Annotated in this window: 19 protein-coding genes and 1 tRNA gene; 6 read left to right on the forward strand and 14 right to left on the reverse strand. The window is 72.2% G+C overall.

The genetic code is table 11. From position 1 onward, the window contains the following. Positions 1 to 83: 83 nt before the first annotated feature. From pth to AH6_RS23630, 6 genes are all read right to left on the reverse strand, one after another. The gene (gene pth / locus AH6_RS23605) at positions 84 to 659 is read right to left on the reverse strand and encodes an aminoacyl-tRNA hydrolase (RefSeq protein ID WP_067483458.1); all 576 of its coding nucleotides are present in this window, start codon (positions 657 to 659) and stop codon (positions 84 to 86) included. 86 nt (positions 660 to 745) lie between these two features. After that, positions 746 to 1,432, reverse strand: coding sequence for a 50S ribosomal protein L25/general stress protein Ctc (locus AH6_RS23610; protein WP_067483460.1), 687 nt, complete (start codon positions 1,430 to 1,432; stop codon positions 746 to 748). Positions 1,433 to 1,791: 359 nt separating this feature from the next. Next, a complete protein-coding gene (locus tag AH6_RS23615) occupies positions 1,792 to 2,772 on the reverse strand; it encodes a ribose-phosphate diphosphokinase (RefSeq protein ID WP_067483462.1) in 981 nt (326 codons plus the stop codon). A 132-nt stretch (positions 2,773 to 2,904) separates the two neighbouring features. Next, a complete protein-coding gene (gene glmU, locus AH6_RS23620; protein WP_067483464.1) occupies positions 2,905 to 4,362 on the reverse strand; it encodes a bifunctional UDP-N-acetylglucosamine diphosphorylase/glucosamine-1-phosphate N-acetyltransferase GlmU in 1,458 nt (485 codons plus the stop codon). Between the two features lie 207 nt (positions 4,363 to 4,569). Then, a tRNA-Gln gene (locus tag AH6_RS23625) sits at positions 4,570 to 4,640 on the reverse strand. Positions 4,641 to 4,756: 116 nt separating this feature from the next. After that, positions 4,757 to 5,296, reverse strand: a complete 540-nt coding sequence (locus AH6_RS23630) for an ADP-ribosylglycohydrolase family protein (protein ID WP_067483466.1) — start codon at positions 5,294 to 5,296, stop codon at positions 4,757 to 4,759. Between the two features lie 170 nt (positions 5,297 to 5,466). On the opposite strand from AH6_RS23630, the gene AH6_RS23635 reads away from it, so the two are divergent. From AH6_RS23635 to AH6_RS23645, 3 genes are all read left to right on the forward strand, one after another. Continuing rightward, positions 5,467 to 6,426 carry an acyl-CoA desaturase gene (locus AH6_RS23635; protein WP_067483468.1) on the forward strand — a complete coding sequence of 320 codons (960 nt, stop codon included), beginning with the start codon at positions 5,467 to 5,469 and terminating at the stop codon, positions 6,424 to 6,426. Positions 6,427 to 6,484: 58 nt separating this feature from the next. Further along, on the forward strand, positions 6,485 to 7,363 hold the full coding sequence (locus AH6_RS23640) for a TetR/AcrR family transcriptional regulator (protein ID WP_067483470.1): 879 nt from the start codon (positions 6,485 to 6,487) through the stop codon (positions 7,361 to 7,363). 191 nt (positions 7,364 to 7,554) lie between these two features. Then, entirely contained in the window at positions 7,555 to 7,791 is a 237-nt protein-coding gene (locus AH6_RS23645) for a hypothetical protein (RefSeq protein ID WP_067483472.1), read from the forward strand. 253 nt (positions 7,792 to 8,044) lie between these two features. Here the strand turns inward: AH6_RS23645 and AH6_RS23650 are convergent, their stop codons facing one another. Beyond that, the gene (locus AH6_RS23650) at positions 8,045 to 8,851 is read right to left on the reverse strand and encodes a trans-aconitate 2-methyltransferase (protein ID WP_067483474.1); all 807 of its coding nucleotides are present in this window, start codon (positions 8,849 to 8,851) and stop codon (positions 8,045 to 8,047) included. A gap of 76 nt (positions 8,852 to 8,927) precedes the next feature. Here AH6_RS23650 and AH6_RS23655 point away from each other — a divergent pair, with 76 nt between their 5' ends. Then, the gene (locus AH6_RS23655; protein WP_067483476.1) at positions 8,928 to 9,437 is read left to right on the forward strand and encodes a MarR family winged helix-turn-helix transcriptional regulator; all 510 of its coding nucleotides are present in this window, start codon (positions 8,928 to 8,930) and stop codon (positions 9,435 to 9,437) included. A 57-nt stretch (positions 9,438 to 9,494) separates the two neighbouring features. Here the strand turns inward: AH6_RS23655 and AH6_RS23660 are convergent, their stop codons facing one another. From AH6_RS23660 to AH6_RS23680, 5 genes are read right to left on the reverse strand one after another with little or no spacing between them, the layout of a single operon-like run. Continuing rightward, positions 9,495 to 11,270 carry an ABC-F family ATP-binding cassette domain-containing protein gene (locus tag AH6_RS23660; RefSeq protein WP_067483478.1) on the reverse strand — a complete coding sequence of 592 codons (1,776 nt, stop codon included), beginning with the start codon at positions 11,268 to 11,270 and terminating at the stop codon, positions 9,495 to 9,497. A gap of 33 nt (positions 11,271 to 11,303) precedes the next feature. After that, the gene (locus AH6_RS23665) at positions 11,304 to 12,224 is read right to left on the reverse strand and encodes a 4-(cytidine 5'-diphospho)-2-C-methyl-D-erythritol kinase (protein WP_083983378.1); all 921 of its coding nucleotides are present in this window, start codon (positions 12,222 to 12,224) and stop codon (positions 11,304 to 11,306) included. Positions 12,225 to 12,282: 58 nt separating this feature from the next. Further along, entirely contained in the window at positions 12,283 to 13,368 is a 1,086-nt protein-coding gene (locus tag AH6_RS23670) for a glycoside hydrolase family 26 protein (RefSeq protein ID WP_067483483.1), read from the reverse strand. Continuing rightward, positions 13,271 to 14,251 (reverse strand): 16S rRNA (adenine(1518)-N(6)/adenine(1519)-N(6))-dimethyltransferase RsmA, encoded by a 981-nt coding sequence (gene rsmA, locus AH6_RS23675; protein WP_067483484.1) that lies wholly within the window; start codon positions 14,249 to 14,251, stop codon positions 13,271 to 13,273. Before rsmA ends, AH6_RS23670 begins: the two co-directional genes overlap by 98 nt. Before the next feature lie 16 nt (positions 14,252 to 14,267). Next, positions 14,268 to 15,068, reverse strand: a complete 801-nt coding sequence (locus AH6_RS23680) for a resuscitation-promoting factor (protein ID WP_245679440.1) — start codon at positions 15,066 to 15,068, stop codon at positions 14,268 to 14,270. A 211-nt stretch (positions 15,069 to 15,279) separates the two neighbouring features. Here AH6_RS23680 and AH6_RS23685 point away from each other — a divergent pair, with 211 nt between their 5' ends. Continuing rightward, positions 15,280 to 15,525 carry a hypothetical protein gene (locus AH6_RS23685; protein WP_067483486.1) on the forward strand — a complete coding sequence of 82 codons (246 nt, stop codon included), beginning with the start codon at positions 15,280 to 15,282 and terminating at the stop codon, positions 15,523 to 15,525. Positions 15,526 to 15,920: 395 nt separating this feature from the next. Here AH6_RS23685 and AH6_RS23690 read toward each other — a convergent pair whose 3' ends face one another. Continuing rightward, positions 15,921 to 16,748: a TatD family hydrolase gene (locus AH6_RS23690; RefSeq protein WP_067483488.1), complete on the reverse strand. Its 828-nt coding sequence runs from the start codon at positions 16,746 to 16,748 to the stop codon at positions 15,921 to 15,923. Next, a complete protein-coding gene (gene metG, locus AH6_RS23695; RefSeq protein WP_067483490.1) occupies positions 16,745 to 18,541 on the reverse strand; it encodes a methionine--tRNA ligase in 1,797 nt (598 codons plus the stop codon). The genes AH6_RS23690 and metG overlap by 4 nt, the downstream gene beginning before the upstream one ends. A gap of 136 nt (positions 18,542 to 18,677) precedes the next feature. Here metG and AH6_RS23700 point away from each other — a divergent pair, with 136 nt between their 5' ends. After that, positions 18,678 to 20,297 (forward strand): ArnT family glycosyltransferase, encoded by a 1,620-nt coding sequence (locus AH6_RS23700; protein WP_067483492.1) that lies wholly within the window; start codon positions 18,678 to 18,680, stop codon positions 20,295 to 20,297. Positions 20,298 to 20,304 lie beyond the last annotated feature (7 nt).

Raw genomic sequence — 20,304 nt, forward strand, 5'->3', positions numbered from 1 at the left:
GCATCTTACGGCCGGTTTACCAAAGGGTGGGCCCGAAAGCGCCGCCTGTGGCCTGTAATCCACACGACAGTCGTCGCCGCTGGTCAGGTGGCGTGGAAGGTGTTCTGCGCCGCCGCCAGGCCCTCGGTCAGCAGCGCCTCGACCGCGTCGCCGGCGCGCTCGGCGTTCAGGTCGAGTTCCTTGCGCTCGGTCGCGGAGAAGTCCTTCAGCACGAACGCCGCCGCGTCCATCCGGCCCGGCGGCCGGCCGACCCCGAAGCGCACCCGCGGGTACTCCTTGGCGCCCAGCGATCTGGTGATCGACCGCAGCCCGTTGTGGCCGTTGTCACCGCCGCCCTGCTTCAGCCGGATCGCGCCGTAGGGGATGTCCAGCTCGTCGTGGACGACCACCACGTTCTCGACCGGCACCTTGTAGAAGTCGCGCAGCGCCTTCACCGGGCCGCCCGACTCGTTCATGTAGGTGCGGGGCTTGGCCAGCACGACGCGCGTGCCCGCGAGGCGGCCCTCGACCACATCGGCGCGCGCCTTGTGCGACTTGAAGCGGCCCCCGACACGGCCCGCGAGCACGTCCAGGACCATGAAACCGGCGTTGTGCCGGTGGCCCGCGTAGGAGGGGCCGGGGTTGCCCAGCCCCACCACCAGCCAGAGATCACCGCTCACCGCACACCTCCGTACAGGCCGACGGCCCCCGCCGGTGACACCGGCGGGGGCCGTGGAACATCGTCGCGCCGCCCGGGGGCGGGGTACTACTCGGCGGACTCGCCCTCGGCGGCTTCGCCCTCGCCCTCGCCCTCGGCGGCCTCGGTCTCGCCCTCGGCGGCCGCGGTCTCGCCCTCGGCGGCCGCGGTCTCGTCCTCGGCGGTCTCGGTGCTCTCCTCCAGCGCGGCGGCGGCGGCCGCGGCGTCGGTGATCTGCAGGACCAGGGCCTCCTCGTCGGTGACCAGGGTGGCGCCGGACGGCAGCTTCACGTCCTTGGCCAGCAGCTGGGAGCCGATCTCCAGGCCCTCGACGCTCACCTCGACCGACTCGGGGATGTGGGTCGCCTCGGCCTCGATGGACAGCTGCACCAGCTCCTGCTGGAGCTGGCCGCCGGAGACCAGCTCGCCGGTGATCTCCAGCGGGATCTCGACGGTGACCTTCTCGCCGCGCTTGACCAGCAGCAGGTCGACGTGCTCCAGGAAGCCCTTGATCGGGTCGCGCTGCACGTCCTTGGGCAGGGCGAGCTCGGCGCCCGAGCCGAGGCCGTCCAGGGTGAGCAGCACGTTGGGGGTCTTCAGGGCGAGCATCAGCTCGTGGCCCGGAAGGGAGATGTGCTGGGGGTCGGTGCCGTGGCCGTAGAGGACGGCGGGAACCTTGCCGGCCCGGCGGGTGCGCCGCGCGGCACCCTTACCGAACTCGGTGCGCGGCTCGGCGGCAATGCGTACCTCGGACACGGCGAAAACTCCTCGTTTGTTGCGATCCACGGCCGTCCGGCATTGGACGTCCGCTACGGACAGAGCGAATCAGGCGTTGCTCGATGCGTCAGGCGCCTCGAAGATTCTTTGCGTTCCCCAGGGAGTGCGAGACCTGTGCCGGAACCGCACTGAACGACCCGGGGCATACGCGGATTCGACAAGTCTAGCCGATCGGCGCAATGCGCAAAGCCAGCGGCCCCGCACGGCCACGCGATCGTTACCGTCCCCCGGGCCCCTGCCGGACCCGCCGTCCAGGGTAGGCGAACGGCGCCGCGCGCGACGCACGGACGCCGGGTCCCGATCGGGACCCGGCGTCCGGGGGGGTCGTGCGGCCGCGGCTAGCTGTGGCCGCCGAACAGGCTGGTCACCGAGCCGTCGGAGAACACCTCGTTGATCGCGCGGGCGACCAGCGGGGCGATCGACAACACGGTCAGCTTGTCGAACTGCTTCTCCTCGGGGATCGGCAGGGTGTTGGTCAGCACCACCTCGGAGATCCGCGAGTTCTTGAGGCGGTCGACCGCCGGGCCCGACAACACGCCGTGCGTGGCGGCCACCACGACCTTGGTGGCGCCCTGCTCGAACAGCGCGTCGGCGGCCTTCACGATGGTGCCGCCGGTGTCGATCATGTCGTCCACGATGACGCAGGTGCGGCCCTTGACCTCGCCGACCACGTCGAAGACCTTGACCTCGTTGGCCACGTCCGGATCGCGCTTCTTGTGGATGATCGCCATCGGCACGCCGCCCATCCGGTCCGACCAGCGCTCGGTGACGCGCACCCGGCCGGCGTCGGGGGCGACCATGGTGACCTGGGTGAGGTCCAGCCGGCTCTCGAAGTGCGCGGCCAGCAGGTCCAGCGCGAACAGGTGGTCCACCGGGCCGTCGAAGAAGCCCTGGATCTGCGCGGTGTGCAGGTCCACGGTGATCAGCCGGTCGGCCCCGGCGGTCTTGAACAGGTCGGCCATCAGCCGCGCCGAGATGGGCTCGCGGCCGCGGTGCTTCTTGTCCTGCCGGGCGTAGCCGAAGAACGGCGCGACCACCGTGATCCGCTTGGCGGAGGCGCGCTTGAGCGCGTCCACCATGATCAGCTGCTCCATGATCCACTGGTTGATGGGAGCGGTGTGGCTCTGGATCACGAAGGCGTCGGAGCCGCGGACCGACTCCAGGAACCGCACGAACGTCTCACCGTTGGCGAAGTCGTACGCCGAGGTCGGCGTCAGCTCGACGTGGAGGTTGTCGGCTACTTCCTTGGCCAGGTCCGGGTGGGCTCGGCCGGTGAAGAGCATCAGCTTCTTCTGGCCGCTCGCCTTGATCCCACTCACCTCTGACAACTCCCCCTCAATGGAACTTCCCTTGCCGTGGGTTGTCGTCCCCACTGCCCGCACGCGCAAGAGTCGCTCTCCCGTGTCGCGCGGGACGTCTGTTGTGGCCGGGAGGACAGCCTCCCGGCGCGGTCAGCCCGCGCCCTCGCCCGCACCGTCCGCGCCGGCCTCCCGCGCGCGGCGGGCGGCCTCGGCGGACTTCGTGCCGGCCAGGCGGCGCTCGGTCCATCCCGCGATGTTGCGCTGCCGCGCCCGCGCGACGGCCATCGCGCCGGGCGGCACGTCGGAGACGATGACCGAGCCGGCGGCCGTGTAGGCCCCGTCGCCGATCTCGACCGGCGCGACGATCATGTTGTCGCTGCCGATCTTGACGTGGTCGCCCACGACGCTGCGGTGCTTGTTGACGCCGTCGTAGTTGACGAACACCGACGAGGCCCCGATGTTGCAGCCCTCGCCGATCTCGGCGTCGCCCACGTAGGTCAGGTGCGGGACCTTCGACCCCTCGCCGACCTCGGCGTTCTTCATCTCAACATACGTCCCCGCCTTGGCCTTGCGCGCCAGCCGCGTGCCCGGCCGTAGGTAGGCGTAGGGGCCGACGGACGCCTCCGGGCCGATCTCGGCGCCGACGCACACCGCGTTGACCACCGTGGCGTCCGCGCCGACGCGGGTGTCGGTCAGCGTGCAACCCGGCCCGACCTCGGCGCCCTCGCCCAGGTGGGTGGCGCCGTGCAGCTGGGTGCCGGGGCGGACGACGGCGTCGGGCTCGGCGGTGACCTGCACGTCGATCCAGGTGGTGGCGGGGTCGACGATCGTGACGCCGGCCCGCATGTGGGCCTCCAGCACGCGGTCGTTGAGCTGCCGCCGCGCCTGGGCGAGCTGCACCTTGTCGTTGACGCCCTGCGTCTCGACCCAGTCGGGGGTCAGGAACGCCCCGGCCCGGTGGCCGTCGCCGCGCAGGATGGCGACCACGTCGGTGAGGTATTCCTCACCGTTGGCGTTGTCGGTGGTGACCCGCTTGAGGGCGTCGCCCAGCAGCGCGCCGTCGAAGGCGTACATGCCGACGTTGATCTCGCGGACGGCGCGTTGCGCGTCGTCGGCGTCCTTGTGCTCGATGATCGAGGTCACCGCGCCGTCGGCGCCGCGCATGATGCGTCCGTAACCGGTGGCGTCGGGCATCTCGGTGGTGAGGACCGTCACCGCGTTGCCCTCGTCCTCGTGCGTCCGCACGAGCCGGGCGAGGGTCTCCCCGCGCAGCAGCGGGTGGTCGCCGTTGGTGACCACGACGGTCCCGCTCAGCGGGCCGACCTGCTCCAGGACCGTGCGGACGGCGTGCCCGGTGCCGCCCTGCCGCTCCTGCACGACCGGCTCGGCGGCCGGGGCGTGCCCGGCCAGGTGCTCGACCACCTGCTCGCGGCGGTGGCCGACGACCACCACCAGGCGCTCGGGGTCCAGCTCACCGGCCGCGGCCAGCACGTGGCCGAGCATGGAGCGCCCGCCCAGCTCGTGCAGGACCTTGGAGGTACGGGACTTCATCCGGGTGCCCTCGCCTGCGGCGAGGACGATGACGGCAGCCGGGCGGCTCGCGCTCACGAAGAGGCTCCTCGGCATTGCGGACGGAAAGAGGCTCGGGCGCCCCGGACCTGGGTCCTGGACCTGTCCGGCCACCGTCTGCCTGCGGTAACAGGGCATGACGGAACACGGCTCGCCCGACACCCGAAGGATACCGCCCGCCCCCGATATGTCACCCCGGGGCCCGCCCGACACGACCGCGGCGCGGCCGGCGCCGCGCCGCTAGGGCTCCCGGGGGAGGAATCGAACCTCCGTTGACTGAACCAAAATCAGTAGTCCTGCCTCTAGACGACCCGGGAAGGTCCGGTCCCGGCGGCCTGCCCCGTCGAGAGGGGCGCCGTCCAGGACCGGGACTCACGATACCGGTTCCCGGGCCGTCGCCCCATTCGGTAAACGGAAGATCCCGGCGGTGCCTTCAGTTCCCGGCGGCGAGCCAGTCGGGAAGCGGCTCTCGGGCCGACAGCCAGGCTTCGGGGATTCCCTCCGCGCCCAGGTGTGCGCCGACGACGCCGCCCGCGATGGCGGCGGTGGTGTCCATGTCGCCGCCGACCATCGCGCAGGCGCGTACGGCGGACTCGAAATCGGTGAGGCGGGTGGCGGCGGCCCACAGCGCGAACGGAACGGTGTCCTGAGCCGTGATGCGGTCGCCCTCGCGCACGCGCATGAGGAGTTCGTAGGCACCCGCGCCGTAGCCGCGGCCGACGTCCATGCGGGAGGCGAACGATTCGGCCAGGTCATCCTGCTCTATACGCCCGTGTCGGTTTAGGACGTCCACGATCGAGCAGGCCATCTGCGTGTCGTCCGACCACTCCCACGGCGCCGGGGGCAGGCCGGACACGGGGGACACGCCCCTGTTGTCGAGCATGAAGAACTGGTCGCCGAAGGCGTCGCCGGTCGAGAGGCCGGCGAGCGAACCTTCGGCGAGCACCGAGCGTTGGTCGGAGGTGAGGGCCATCCCGGTCCTTTCTTTCTCAGGCGGAGCCGCCGCCATCTGACGCGCACGCGAGCCTTGCGCCTCCAGAGCCGGAATCCCACTGATTTTACTCGTGCACGCTGTCCAACCTACGCAAGCGTAGGTTACGGTGGCGTAGGTAAGCGTCCTCCAAGCGCAGGAAGTGGTGACACATGACTACAGCCCCCGTTGTCGACCCCTCGCCGTCCCGGCCGCAGCCCAGGCCCGAAGTCGAACCGGGCGTCCGGGGCAACGCCGAGAAAATCCTCATCGGGGTCTTCACCGGGGTCCCCTTCCTCGCGCTGATCGCGGCCGTGCCGCTCGCCTGGGGACGTTTCCTGGGCTGGTCGGACGTGCTGCTGACGGCCGTCTTCTACTTCATCTCCGCCGGCGGCATCACCGTCGGCTACCACCGCTACTTCACGCACGGCTCGTTCAAGGCCAACCGCCCCCTGAAGATCTTCCTGGCGATCGCCGGCGGCCTGGCCATGGAGGGCCCGGTCATCACCTGGGTCGCCGACCACCGGCGGCACCACAAGCACTCCGACAAGGAGATGGACCCGCACTCGCCCTGGCGCTTCGGCGACGACTGGAAGGCGCTGACCAAGGGCCTGCTGTGGGCGCACTACGGCTGGCTGTTCAACGCCAACCGCACCTCCAAGGAGCGCTTCGCCAAGGACCTGCTGAACGACAAGGACATGGTCCGCATCCACAAGTGGTTCCCCGGCCTGGTCGCGGTGTCGTTCCTGCTCCCGGCCGCGCTCGGCGGCCTCATCACCATGTCCTGGATGGGCGCGCTGACCGCCCTGTTCTGGGCCGGGTTCGTGCGCATCACGCTGGTGCACCACGTCACCTGGTCGATCAACTCGATCTGCCACACCTTCGGCGAGAAGCCCTTCGAGGCGCGTGACAAGTCCCGCAACGTGTGGTGGCTCGCCATCCCGTCGCTGGGCGAGTCCTGGCACAACCTGCACCACTCGGACCCGACCTGCGCCCGGCACGGCGTGCTCAAGGGCCAGGTGGACATCAGCGCCCGCGTGATCTGGACGTTCGAGAAGGCGGGCTGGGCGCACGACGTGCGCTGGCCGACCCCGGAGCGCCTGGAAGCCAAGCGCGTCAAGCAGGCGGCCTAGGCTGGAAGGGCAGACGACTTTCCGCCACGCGGGTCCGCAGGCCCGCCCGACCGAGACAATGGGGCCCGTGACTGAACCCGCCCCCCGGTCCCGCAGGAAGCGGATGACCGGCAAGGAACGACGCGAGCAGCTCCTCACCATCGGCCGCACGCTCTTCGCCGAACGGGGCCTGGACGGCACGTCGGTGGAGGAGATCGCCGCCGCGGCCGGGGTCTCCAAGCCGGTGGTGTACGAGCACTTCGGCGGCAAGGAGGGGCTGTACGCGGTCGTGGTGGACCGCGAGTTCGAGAAGTTGCTGGGCCTGGTCACCGAGGCGCTGACCTCGGCGATCCACTACCGCCGCAAGCTGGAGAGGGCGGCGCTGGCGCTGCTGGAGTACATCGACGAGAACCCCGACGGCTTCCGCATCCTGGTGCGCGACTCCCACGGCGGCACCGGCACCGGCAGCTACGCCAGCCTGCTCAGCGAGATCGCGGGCGAGGTCGAGCACCTGATGGCCCAGGAGCTGGACCGGCACGAGTACGACGACAAGTTCGCGCCCATGTACGCGCAGATGCTGGTCGGGATGGTCGCGCTGACCGGGCAGTGGTGGCTGGACGCGCGGCGGCCCAAGCGCGAGGAGGTCGCCGCGCACGTGGTGAACCTCGCCTGGAACGGCCTGTCGGGCCTGGAGCCCAGGCCGTCGCTGGACCCGCGCCGCCGCCGCAAGGAGCTGGAGCGGCTGGAGAAGCGCGCGGAGAAGGCCGCGGCCAAGGCCGAGAAGGCCGAGGAACGCGCGCTGGCCAGGGCGGAGAAGGCCCAGCGCAAGCAGCGCCGCCCCGACGAGGAGGCGCTGCCCGAGGCGGCCGAGGCGTCCGAGGAGGACGTGCCCGAGGAGGCCACCGAGGCGGTCGTCGAACCGGCCGCCGAGGTGGCCACGGAGATCGGCTCGCGCTGATCCTCCCGCGGGTGACCGGGGCCACGCCCGGTCACCCCGGCTGACGCAGCGTAAGAATTGTCATACCCGTGTCCTAGCCTCGGCGGTGAACCGAGAAGGAGGACACGGATGCAGAACCCCCCGCTCCACTCCCCGCCCCAGCCCTCGCTCCCCCACCGCTTAACCGGGCACATGAGCGCGGAGGCGCCGCCATGAGCGCGCCCGGGGGCCGCACGGCGGCCGACACGACGGCGGACGACTGCGCCGCCGACTTCCTGACGGACGTGGAAGAGTCGCTGGACATCCTGACGGACGCCTGCCGAGCCCCGGCGAACGCCTTCACGAACGCCACACGACCTCGCGACCACGTGGCTGAGCTGCGCCGTCTGCTACTCCGCCTGCACGCCCTACTACTCAACTGGGAGGCGGAGACGACCCCACGACGCTGAGGAACGACACCGGCCCACCTGGGAGCCACGCTGGGAGCCAACGGGTGCCGCTTGGAGCTACCGGACATCGCCAGGTCGGCTCGGTTCCGGGAAGCGAAAACCGGTGGCCGTCTGGAGTTCGTCCAGGCGGCCACCGGCCGGGGTCGCCGGCTCGGGTCGCGAGTCCGGGGCTGGTCGAGTGCCGCCCGCCGTCCGAGGGGGCACACCGCAGGGGAACGAGTCGTGTCCCTCGCACGGCGGGCGGCACCCTGCTCTAGGGGCCGGCGCGTCTCGCCACCACGAAGACGCGCCGGAACGGGAACACGGTGCCGTAGGACGCGGGCGGGTACGCCTCGCGCAGCCGGGCTCCGTACTCCTGGAGGAAGTCGTCGGTGTCGCCTGGGCCCAGCCGGGCCAGGACGGGGCGCAGCGCCGTGCCCTTGACCCATTCCAGGACGGGGTCGTCGCCGGGCAGCACCTGCGCGTAGGTGGTCTCCCACGCGTCCACGGCGTAGCCGAGGGGGGCGAGCAGGTCCAGGTAACCGGCGGGGTCGCGCACGGGGTCGCGTCGCACCGCGCCGGTGAGCAGGTCGCGCCATCGGGGCGACTCGCACAGCTCGCGGAGGATCGTGTGGCTGGGGGCGTCGAAGTTGCCGGGCACCTGGAAGGCCAGCACGCCGCCGGGGGCCAGCGCCTCGCCCCAGCGGGGCAGCAGTTCGGCGTGCTCGGGCACCCAGTGCAGCACCGCGTTGGACACGATGAGGTCGAGCGGCTCGACGGCCTGCCAGGTGGTCACGTCACCGACCTCGAAGCGCGTCCGGGGGCTCTGGTGGGCCCGCGCCGCCGCGATCATCTCGGGCGAGGAGTCGACGCCGTGGATCCCGGCGTCCGGCCAGCGCTGCGCCAGCGAGGCGGTCAGCTCGCCCGAACCGCAGCCGAGGTCGACGACGCGGCGGGGCGCGGCCAGGGGCACGCGGCCGAGCAGTTCGGCGAACGGCCGTCCGCGCTCGTCGCCGAAGACCCCGTACTGCGCGGGGTCCCACACGGCGGCGGGCGGCTGGGCGCCTGCTTGTCTCGACATCAAGAGACATGATGCCCCGCCTGTATCTTGATGTCAAGAAAGTCATCTCGATATCAAGACAGGTAGGCTGTCCCGCATGCATGATGAGGTCGATCGGCTGGTCGAGGCGTGGCACACCGAGCGCCCGGACCTCGACGTGCGGCCGCTGCACGTCCTCAGCCGGGTCTCCCGCCTGGCGCGCCACCTGGACCGCGCGCGCCGCGCCGTCTTCGTCGCCCACGACCTGGAGCCGTGGGAGTTCGACGTGCTGACCGCCCTGCGCCGCGCGGGCAAGCCCTACCAGCTCAGCCCCGGCCGGCTGCTGCGCGCCACCCTGGTCACCTCCGGCACGATGACCAACCGCATCGACCGCCTGGCCGCCACCGGCCTGGTCGAGCGGCATCCCGACCCGGCCGACAAGCGCGGCGTCCTGGTGCGGCTGACCGACGCCGGGCGCACCCGCGTGGACGCCGCGTTCGCCGACCTGCTGACCCGCGAGCACGCCATCCTGGAGTCGCTGAGCCCGGACGAGCGCGACGCCCTGGCCGACCTGCTGCGCTCGCTGCTGGTCCCCTTCGACAGCGACGGCGATCCGCGCCCCAACTGATCCCTGCATGGCAAAAGGCCCACCCCGGCGTCACCGGTGCGGGCCTTCGGCCAACGGTCAGTCCACGTCCTCCGCGAGCATCAGCCACTCCTCCTCGACCTGGGCCGACTCCGCCTGGACCGCCTTGAGCTTGGCGTCCAGCTCCTGGAGCTTGCCGTAGTCGGTGGCGTGCGCGGCCAGTTGCTCGTGCAGTTCGGCGGCCTGCTTGGACAACTTCTCCAGGCGGCGTTCGAGCTTGTCCAGCTCCTTGCGGGCCTTCCAGTCCTGGCCGCTGGCCTTGGGCTTGGCGGCGGTGGGGGCCGGGGCGGCGGCCTTCCCGGCGGGCGCGGCGGCCTGGCGCGTCGGGGCCGTCCCGGCGGCGCGCCGCTCCAGGTACTCGTCGACGCCGCCCGGCAACATCGACACCCCGCCGTCGCCCAGCAGCGCCGCGACGCGGTCGGTGATCCGCTCCAGGAAGTAGCGGTCGTGGCTGACCACGACCAGCGTGCCCGGCCAGCCGTCGAGGATGTCCTCCAGCTCGGTCAGCGTCTCGATGTCGAGGTCGTTGGTCGGCTCGTCCAGCAGCATGACGTTGGGCTCGCCCATCAGCAGCCGGAGCATCTGGAGGCGGCGGCGCTCGCCGCCCGACAGGTCGCCGACCGGCGTCCACTGGCGGTCGCCGGGGAAGCCGAGGCGCTCCAGGAGCTGGCTCGCGGTCCACTCGCGCTTGCCGACGGTGATGCGGCGGCGGATCTCCTCCACCGACTCCAGCACGCGCCGGGTCGGGTCGAGCTCCTCCAGGTTCTGCGACAGGTGCGCGAGCTGCACCGTCTTGCCGCGGACGACCTTGCCCGACGTCGGCGGCATGCCGTCCAGCAGGCGCAGCAGCGTGCTCTTGCCGCTGCCGTTCATGCCGACCAGGCCGATGCGGTCGCCCGGACCCAGCTGCCAGGTCAGGTGGGAGAAGATGGCGCGGTCGCCGAGGCTGACGCCGACGTCCTCAAGGTCGTAGACGGTCTTGCCGAGCCGGGCGGTCGCGAAGCGGGTCAGCTCGACGCTGTCGCGCGCCGGCGGCTCGTCGGCGATCAGCGCCTGCGCGGCGTCCACCCGGAACTTGGGCTTGGAGGTGCGGGCCTGCGGGCCGCGCCGCAGCCAGGCCAGCTCCTTGCGCAGCAGGTTCTGCCGCTTGCTCTCGGTCGCGGCCGCGATGCGCGCCCGCTCGGCCTTGGCCAGCACGAACGCCGAGTAGCCGCCCTCGTAGCGCTCGACGGCGCCGTCCACGACCTCCCAGGTGCGGGTGGTGACCTCGTCCAGGAACCAGCGGTCGTGCGTGACGACCAGCAGCGCGACCTTGCGGTCCTTCAGGTGCGCGGCCAGCCACGCGATCGCCTCGATGTCGAGGTGGTTGGTCGGCTCGTCCAGCGCCAGCAGGTCCGACTCGGGCACCAGCAGGCGCGCCAGGGCCACCCGGCGGCGCTCCCCGCCGGACATGCCGGCGACCGGGGCGTCCAGGTCCAGGTCGGCCAGCAGGCCCGCCAGGATGTCGCGGACGCGGGTGTCGCCCGCCCACTCGTGCTCGGCGCGGTCGCCGAGCACCTCCGAGCGCACGGTCGCGCCCTCGGCGAACTCGTCGCGCTGGGTCAGGTAGCCCAGGCGCAGGCCGCGCGTGTGCGTGACGCGGCCCCCGTCCGGCTCGACGACGCGGGCGAGGATCGCCACCAGGGTGCTCTTGCCGCCCCCGTTGCGGCCGACGACGCCGATGCGGTCGTCGTCGTCCAGCCCGAGGGACACGCTGTCGAGCAGCGGCTTGGGCCCGTAGGCCTTGCTGACGTTCTCAAGATTGATCAGATTCACGGCACCCTCCAGGCTAGTGCCCCGCCGCGCCCGTCAGACCACGATCGCGCCGGGGACGGGCCCGTGCGCCCGCACCACCTGCTTGGCGACGCCCGCGCCGCCCAGCGAGGCCGCGAGATCGGCCGCGTGCCCGGCGTCGGCGGCCAGGAACGCGCAGGTCGGCCCCGACCCCGACACCAGCGCCCCGACCGCGCCCAGCCCGCGCCCGGCGTCCAGGGTGCGGCTCAGCGAGGGCCGCAGCCGGACGGCGGCGGCTTGGAGATCGTTGTCCAGGTGCGCGCCGAGGGCGGCGGCGTCACCGGCCGCCAGCGCCGCCATCAGCCCCGGGGACGCCTGCGGCCACGGCACCTGCTCGCCCCGCTCCGCGCGGATGCGGTCGCACTCGCCGTACACGGCGGGCGTGGACAGGCCCCCGTCGGCGGTCGCGAAGACCCAGTGGAAGGTGCCCCGCGCCTCCACCGGCGACAACTGCTCGCCCCGGCCGACGCCGACGGCGGTGCCGCCGAGCAGCGCGAACGGCACGTCGCTGCCGAGCTCGCCGCCCAGCTTCATCAGGTCGTCCAGGCTCAGGCGCGGCGCCTCGGGGTCGTCCCACAACCGCGCGCAGGCGACCAGCGCGGCGGCCGCGTCGGCGCTGCCGCCCGCCATGCCCCCGGCGACCGGGATCGCCTTGCGGATGCGCAGCGCCACGTCCGGCTCCACGCCGAGCCGGTCGGCGACCAGGCGGGCGGCGCGGACGGCGAGGTTGTCGCCGTCGACGGGCACGCCCTCGATCGCCACCTGGGCGTCGGGGGCCGCCTCCACGGTCACCGCCGGCGCGCCGGCGGGCTCGGCCGTCACCTCGTCGAACAGGGAGACGGCGTGGAAGACGTTGACGAGGTCGTGGTACCCGTCGTCGCGGAGCGGCCCCACGGCGAGCTGGAGGTTGACCTTCGCGGGCACACGGACGGTCACTGCGGTCACGCACCGAAGCGTACGGGAGCCGAGCCCCCGACGCCGACCCGGGACCGGATCAGCCGCTGGTCACCGGGAGGTTGCGCGGGTTGAAGTAGGGATTGGTCGCGAACTCCCGCAGCGCCGACTCCGCCTGCCGGTCGCCGTCCACCCGGTAGTTGCGGCGGCGGTCGCGCGGCTCCTGCGCCTGCTCCTCGGAGTTGAAGTACAGAACCGCCTTGACCTGCGGGTTCTGCAGGACCTTGGCCGCCTTGCGCAACCATTCGGCACGCCGGACGCCGTAGGACTGCGGCACCCCGAACTCGGCCACCATGATCGGCTTGGGCCGCTGCCGCGCCCACTCCAGGAACAGGTTCACCGTCTCCGACAGGTCGCGGTAGTCGTAGCCGCCGCCGGGCTGGGCGTCGGCGCAGATCCAGTCGACCTGGTCGTCGCCGGGGTAGAACGAGGGCGCGTTGCGGGAGCCGAAGCCCCCGGCCGTCGGGCACCACACCCACGCCACGTTGGCGACCCGCTCCATCTGGAAGATCGCGCGCACGTGCTTCCAGGCCGCGACGTAGTCGGCCGCCGAGTGGATCCTCTTCTCCAGCTGGCTGGAGGTGTCCATGTCCCGCATCCAGCGCAGGAACACCGGCTTCCCGGCCGCCTTGACGGCGCGGGCGCGGGCGCGCAGCACGGCGTCGTGCCGGCCGCTGATGATCTCCTTGGTGTCGGCGCCCGCCCAGGTGACCAGGAGCTGCCGGTCGCTGTCGAGCACCGCCCTGTCGGCGTCGTCGGGGAACTCCGACTTCCAGCTGTGGAAGCTCTGCACGATGTCCAGGCGGCGGCCGAGCCGCTGCTCGAACGAGGTGACCAGCGCCATGCCCGGCTTGGCCGCGTCCTTGTCGGTCGGCCTGCCGCTCGGCGACGGCGTGCCGGACGGGCCCGGCTCCGCGCCCTCCTGCACCGGAGGCAACCACGCGCCGAAGTACGCGCCGCGCTCGGGCGGGACCGGGGCCACCCCGGGCCGCGCGGTCGTGGTGATCTTGGGAGCGGCGTCGGACCCGTCACCGCAGCCGGCGGTCAGCCCCGTCAGCCCCAGCGCCATGGCCAGCGCCGTCCCGGGCAGCCCCGCCCGAGCGGTCCGCGAACGCCCCTTCACCATCTTCCTCCGCCTCTTTCCGATCACCTGCGCCCCCAGGACGATACTGGGCGATCCGGGCGAAGGCGGCCACGTCCAGGGCTTCACCCCGGGCCCGGGGGTCCACCCCGGCCGCCCGCAGCGCCTCCTCGGCGGCGGCCGGCGACCCGGCCCAGCCCGCCAGGGCGGCGCGCAACGTCTTGCGGCGCTGGGCGAACGCGGCGTCCACCACCGCGAACACCTCGGCCCTGGTCGCGGTGGTCTCCGGCGGCTCCCCGCGGGTGAAGGCCACCAGCCCCGAATCGACGTTGGGCACCGGCCAGAACACCGCGCGCCCCACCGGCCCGGCCCGCCGCGCCGACCCGTACCAGGCCAGCTTCACCGACGGCACCCCGTAGATCTTGTTGCCGGGCGCGGCGGTCATCCGGTCGGCGACCTCGGCCTGCACCATCACCAGCACCCGCCGCAACGACGGCAGCGTGGCCAGCAGATGCAGCACGACCGGGACCGCGACGTTGTAGGGCAGGTTGGCCACCAGCGCGGTCGGCGCGGGTCCGGGCAGCCCGGTGATCCGCATCGCGTCGTCGCGCACGACCTCCAGCCGCCCCGCGACCCCGGGCGCGCGCGCCGCGACCGTGACCGGCAGCGCGGCCGCCAGCGCCGGATCGATCTCCACGGCGGTGACGCGCGCCACCTCCGGCAGCAGCGCCAGCGTCAGCGAGCCCAGTCCGGGCCCGACCTCCAGCACGACGTCGTCCGGCCCGACCTCGGCGACGCGCACGATGCGCCGCACGGTGTTGGCGTCGATGACGAAGTTCTGGCCGAGCGTCTTGGTCGGCCGGATTCCCAGCGCCCCGGCCAGCTCCCGCACGTCCGCCGGACCGAGCAGTCCTTGAGTGTCCCCCACCCCTCCAGTGTGTCAGTTAAGAGAAGAGGAACTTGCCGCAGTTAGGCCATTGGCCCTGCCAACGCCCGTTCACCTTGTTGTAGAGCAGTTGCGCCCGGTAGGTCTGCTCGCCGGCGCTCGCGTCGGACGGCTTGCCGCTGCCGCCCACCGACGTCCAGGTCTGCATCGAGAACTGGTAGAGGCCGTAGTAGCCGGCGGGGTTGACGGCGCGGGGGTTGCCGCCGGACTCGCACTTGGCGAGGCCCGCCCAGTTGAGCCGGGCGGCCGACCCGCCCGCAGCCGACTGCGGGCCGACGCCCAGGATGCGCGCGACCGGCTTGCGCTTGACCTTCGACGACAGCACGACCTTGACCTTCTTGCCGCGCCGCTGCACGTAGGCGGTCTGGACGACGGTGAGGCCGGGCTTGCCCTTGCGCAGCTCCTTCTCGCTGAAGGGCGGGACCTTGCTGCTCTTCTTCTTGATGGTGGGCGGCTCGACGGCGACGGTCTTGGTGACCGGCTTGCTCAGCAGGCGCACCACCTTGATGGTCCTGCCCGCCGTGGACTCGCGGGGCGGCGCCACCAGGTCGTAGGGGCCGAGCTCGATGCCGGCCTGGGTCAGGACCTCCAGGACGGTTTTCCCGGTGGTCGAGACCGTGCGCCGCTTCTTGTCGACCGTCACCACCACCGGGCGCGGTGTCGGGGCGGGGGTGCTGGCCTTGGGCGCGTCCGCCAGGGGGGCGGTGGTCTTGGGCTTGGCCGCGTCTCCGCCGCCACCACATCCGGCGGCGAGGGCCGCCGTCAGCAGCAGCACGGGGAGCGCAGGGGGGCGACGCACTGTGAGTTCCTCCAACGTGGCGCGGGGGGATGCCCGTTGTATCGGCCCAGACACTAGAGCCCCGGTCGGTCCGGTGCCACCCCGACCTTCCAAGTGCCCGGGGAGGAGGGGATGTCCCGGGGAGCAGGCGATGCCTACCCGATGGCCATATGCCGGAGCGTGGTCAATTGATTACAGTCGGTCGCATCCCTCCGAAAGAAAGGACAGGAAGATGCGAATACGGACGACGGCGCTCGGCCTCGCCGGTGGAGCGGCGCTGCTCCTCGGCTCGCTGGCCGCCCCCGCGCAGGCCGCCACCTCCGCGCCCGAGCGGCGCGGCTGGGAGAACACCGGGCAGACCTTCTTCTGGGAGGCGAGCTGCGACGCGGCGGGCAAGGCCGGGCTCGGCAAGGGCTGGTCGGCCTACGACTGCAAGGGCAGCACGTGGCGCAACTACGAGCTGTGGGTCTACCGGTGATCTGACACCGCCCCGGCGGCGCCCCGACGTCCCGGGAGCCCCCGCCCCGGACGGGCGCGGTGCGGCGCGGACCCCCGGACCGCACCGCACCGCGCCCGCCAGGCTCCTCCTCCGCACCACGCCACACCACGTATCGAGCCCGCGCGCCAGCAGAACCATGCGGCGGCTCAAGGCGGCGCGCTCTCAGGCCCGCGCCGTCCCAGGCTCACGTGCCGCCTCAAGCCCGCGCGCCGGCGCAGGTTCGTGCGACGGCCCCGGTCCGTGCGACGACGCAGGTCCGTGCGGCGGCCCCGATCCGTGCGGCGGCCCCGGTCCGTGCGGCGGCGCAGGTCCGTGCGGCGGCGCAGGTCCGTGCGGCGGCGCAGGTCCGTGCGGCGGGGCGGGGCTTTGGTAGGTCAGAAGCCGAAGATCCGGTGGCCCGTGGTCGTGATCGCCTCGCACAGGTCGGGGACGGGCACGTCCTTCACCTCGGCCATGAAGCGCACCGTGTGCGGGATCAGGTACGAGACGTTCGGCTTGCCGCGGTGCGGCACCGGGGTCAGGAACGGCGCGTCGGTCTCCACCAGGATCAGGTCCAGTGGCGCCACGCGCAGGGCCTCGCGCAGCGGTTCGGCGTTCTTGAAGGTGACGTTGCCGGCGAAGCTCATCACGTAGCCCCGGTCGGCGCACACCCTCGCCATCTCCGCGTCGCCGGAGAAGCAGTGGAAGACCACCCTGTCGGGCGCGCCCTCCTCGGCCAGGATGCGCAGCACGTCGTCGTGCGCCTCGCGGTCGTGGATGACCAGCGCCTTGCCGGTGCGCTTGGCGATGTCGATGTGCGCGCGGAACGAGCGGTGCTGGTCGTCCTTGGGGGCCCAGTCGCGGTAGTAGTCCAGGCCGGTCTCCCCCACCGCGACCACCTCGGGCCGGGCGGCCAGGTCGGCGATCTCGGTGAGGGCGTCGTCGGTGAGGCCGGTGGTGTCGTTGGGGTGGATGGCCACGCCCGCGTACACGTCGTCGAACTCGGCGGCGGTCTCGGCGCACAGCCGCGAGGACGGCAGGTCGACGCCGATGGTCACGATCCGCCGGATGCCCGCCGCCCGCGCCGAGGCGAGCTGCTCCTCGACCGGCAGCTCCACCAGGTCGAGGTGGCAGTGGCTGTCGAAGACCTCCACCGGCAGCGGGTCGGGCAGGGCCGGGAACAGCCGCGGCGCGGGGCCGCTCTCCTCGTCGGCGGTGCTCACGCGCCGCCCTCCAGCCGGGCCAGCTCCTCGTCCACGATCGACGGGTCGAGCTTGGTGAACAGCGGCGTCGGCTTGGCCAGCGGCACGCCGGGCCGGATCGGCACCGACTCCCAGCGGGCGGCGGTCTTGTAGTCGCCGGTGAGGATCGTGTAGTCGGGGCCGCCGTCCTCCGAGACCGTCTCCAGGCGCGGCATCCCGCTCCACTCGCCCTCGCCGCCGAGCATCTCGTAGACCTTCTGCGAGGAGTTCGGCAGGAACGGGGTGAGCAGCGACTTGGCGTCGTCGACGACCTGGAGGGCGGTGTGCAGGATCGACTTCACGCGCTCGGGGTCGTCCTTGAGCTTCCAGGGCGCCTGGTCCGACAGGTACTTGTTGGCGTCGCGGACCACGTCCATGGCCTCGGTGATGCCGTTCTTGAAGCGCGAGCGCTCCAGCTCGGCGCCGACCGCGCCGAAGGCGTTGCGGCTGCGCTCCAGCAGCGCCCGGTCGGCGTCGGTGAGGTCGCCGGCCTCGGGGATCGCGCCGACGTTCTTGGCGGCCATGTTGACCGAGCGGTTGACCAGGTTGCCCCAGGCCGCCACCAGCTCGTCGTTGTTGCGGCTGAGGAAGTTGGACCAGGTGAAGTCGGTGTCGTTGTTCTCCGGGCCGGCGACCGCGATGTAGTACCGCAGCGCGTCGACGTCGTAGCGCTCCAGGAAGTCCTTGACGTAGATCACGACCTGGCGGGAGGAGGAGAACTTGCGGCCCTCCATCGTCAGGAACTCCGACGACACGACCTCGGTGGGCAGGTTCAGCGCGCCCAGCGAGCCGGGGGCGCCGCCGCGGTCGCCCTGGCCGCTGTAGCCCAGCAACATCGCCGGCCAGATCTCTGCGTGGAAGACGATGTTGTCCTTGCCCATGAAGTAGTACGACAGGGCCTCGGGGTCCTGCCACCAGGCGCGCCAGGCCTCGGGGTCGCCGGTGCGGCGGGCCCACTCGACCGAGGCCGAGAAGTAGCCGATCACCGCGTCGAACCACACGTACAACTTCTTGGTGGGGTTGTCGCGCCAGCCCTCCAGCGGGATCGGCACGCCCCAGTCGAGGTCGCGGCTGATGGCGCGCGGCTGCATGTCGTCGAGCAGGTTCAGCGCGAACTTCAGCACGTTGGGCCGCCACTGGCCCTGCTTGGACTTCAGCCAGGCGCCCAGCACCTCGGTGAAGGCGGGCAGGTCGAGCATGAAGTGCTCGGTCTCCACGAAGGCGGGCGTCTCGCCGTTGATCCGCGACACCGGGTTGATCAGGTCGATCGGGTCGAGCTGGTTGCCGCAGTTGTCGCACTGGTCGCCGCGCGCGCCGTCGTAGCCGCAGATCGGGCAGGTGCCCTCGATGTAGCGGTCGGGCAGGGTGCGGCCGGTGGACGGGGAGATCGCGCCCATCGTGGTCTTGGTGAAGATGTAGCCGTTGTCGTACAGGCCCTTGAAAATCTCCTGCACCACCGCGTAGTGGTTGCGGGTGGTGGTGCGGGTGAACAGGTCGTAGGACATGCCGAGGCCGTGCAGGTCCTCGGCGATGACGCGGTTGTAGCGGTCGGCCAGCTCGCGGGCGCTCACGCCCTCCTTGTCGGCCTGCACCTGGATCGGGGTGCCGTGCTCGTCGGTGCCGCTGACCATCAGGACCTGGTTGCCCGCCATCCGCTGGTAGCGGCTGAACATGTCGCTGGGCAACGCGAAACCGGAGACGTGCCCGATGTGGCGGGGCCCGTTGGCGTACGGCCAGGCGGGCGCGGTCAGGATGTGGCGGCTGGGCGAGGACATGCTCCAAGCCTAGAGGTCGTGAAGGCAGGTCCGGCACTCGATAGGCGCAAGCTGTGGATAACCTGCTTGCCGGGTCGCGCGCGAGGTCACGGCCCCCTGGGACGAGCGTCGGGCAAGCGGAGGAAGCGAAGCGGGCATGGTCCAGAGCACGACGCGCGGCGGGGCCGCGGGGACGACGCCCGGCGCCGGACCGGACGGGCCGGGCCGCCGCGCCCGGGTGGCGGCGTTCGCCCGCCGCCGGGTGGTGTGGTTGTCGGCGCTGGTGGCCGGCTGCGGCGTGCTCGCCCAGTGGGTGATCATGGTGCCGCCGCTGTACTTCGACCCCTACTACGTGTGGCTGGGCGCCCGGGACTGGCCTGACGTGCCGCTGGACTCCTGGCCGTTCAACGAGGTCCCGCACCAGGTCACCCGGCTGGGGCTGGTGCTGCCCGCCCGGCTGCTCCAGGAGGTGCTGGGGCCGGGGCAGGCGGCCTACTTCGTGATCGCCGCGCTGGGCGGGGCGTTGTTCTTCGTGGGCTGCCACCTGGTGGTGCGGTCGTTGTTCGGGGACGTGGCGGGCGTGCTGGCGGCGCTGCTGCTGATCGTGCACCCGCTGTTCACGATGACCAACCCGTTCGGGCACGAGATCACCTGGTCGGCTGGGGTCATGCTGCCGGACATGCCGGGCGCGGGACTGTTCGCGTTCGGGATGGCGGCGCTGGTGGCGGCGTCGCGGCGGGCCGGACGCGCCCAGGCGCGGCTGCTGGTGACGGCGGGCCTCCTGCTGGGGGCCTCGTTCCTGGTGCGGGAGTTCCTGGCGTTCCTGTTCCTCGCCATCCCGCTCTACCTGGCGATCCTGCGCATCCCGTGGCGGCGCAACGTGCTGGTGGGCCTGCCCATGGTGGCGATCCTGGCGGCCAACCTGGTCCACAACACGATCGTGTGGGGCAACCCGCTGGCCGGGCTGCGGTCGGCGGCCACCCACGGAGGCAAGTCCCGCGACTATGTGACCCGGGAGCTCGCGGCCAGGTCCTTCCTGCGCGCCATGCACGACTGGCACCCGCTCGGCATGGTGTTCGTGGCGCTGCTGGCGCTGACGCTGCTGGGCTGGCTGGTCACCCGGGACCGGCGGCTCGCCCTGTGCCTGGTGTGGTTCGGGATGCTGGCGGTGCCGCTGACCCTGCTGTCGGGCGTGCTGGACCCCGACGACATCTCGCTGCGCGCCTGGCTGCCGCGCTACTGGTTCGCGGTGTTCCCGGCGCTGCTGGCGGGCGGGTTCGGCGCGGTGATCCTGCTGGCCCGGAAACTGCTGCCCGCCGGACGCCGGGTGGCGGGGCTGGCGCTGCCCACCGCGTCGCTGGCCGTGCTGGCGGTCGTGCTCGGCTCGGCCTACACCGTCTCGGCCGTCCGCGCCGTGCCCGACCTGCCGCGCGACACCGCCTGGAACGAGCTGCGCGCCTGGTTCGCCGACGGCCGCGGCGACGGCATCCGCAAGATCAGCGCGGACCGGCGGCTGGGCCAGACGCTGACCTTCTACACCCGCACCGTGTGGGGCACGCCGCTGTGGAAGGGCGAGATCAACGACTTCCCGCACGACATGCCGCAACTGCCGCCGGACGACAGCCCCATGCTGTTCACCAAGTGGCGGGGCAGCGAGTCGCCGATCCTGGCGGGCTGGGAGCCCGGCAAGGCCGGATGGCGGCTGATGTGGCGGTCCTCCGACGGCGTCCTGGAGTTGTGGGAACCGCCCGCCAAGCTTCCCGGCCAGGGCGGGTGACGGCCCG

Source organism: Actinomadura hibisca NBRC 15177 (assembly GCF_001552635.1).
Taxonomy (GTDB): domain Bacteria; phylum Actinomycetota; class Actinomycetes; order Streptosporangiales; family Streptosporangiaceae; genus Spirillospora; species Spirillospora hibisca.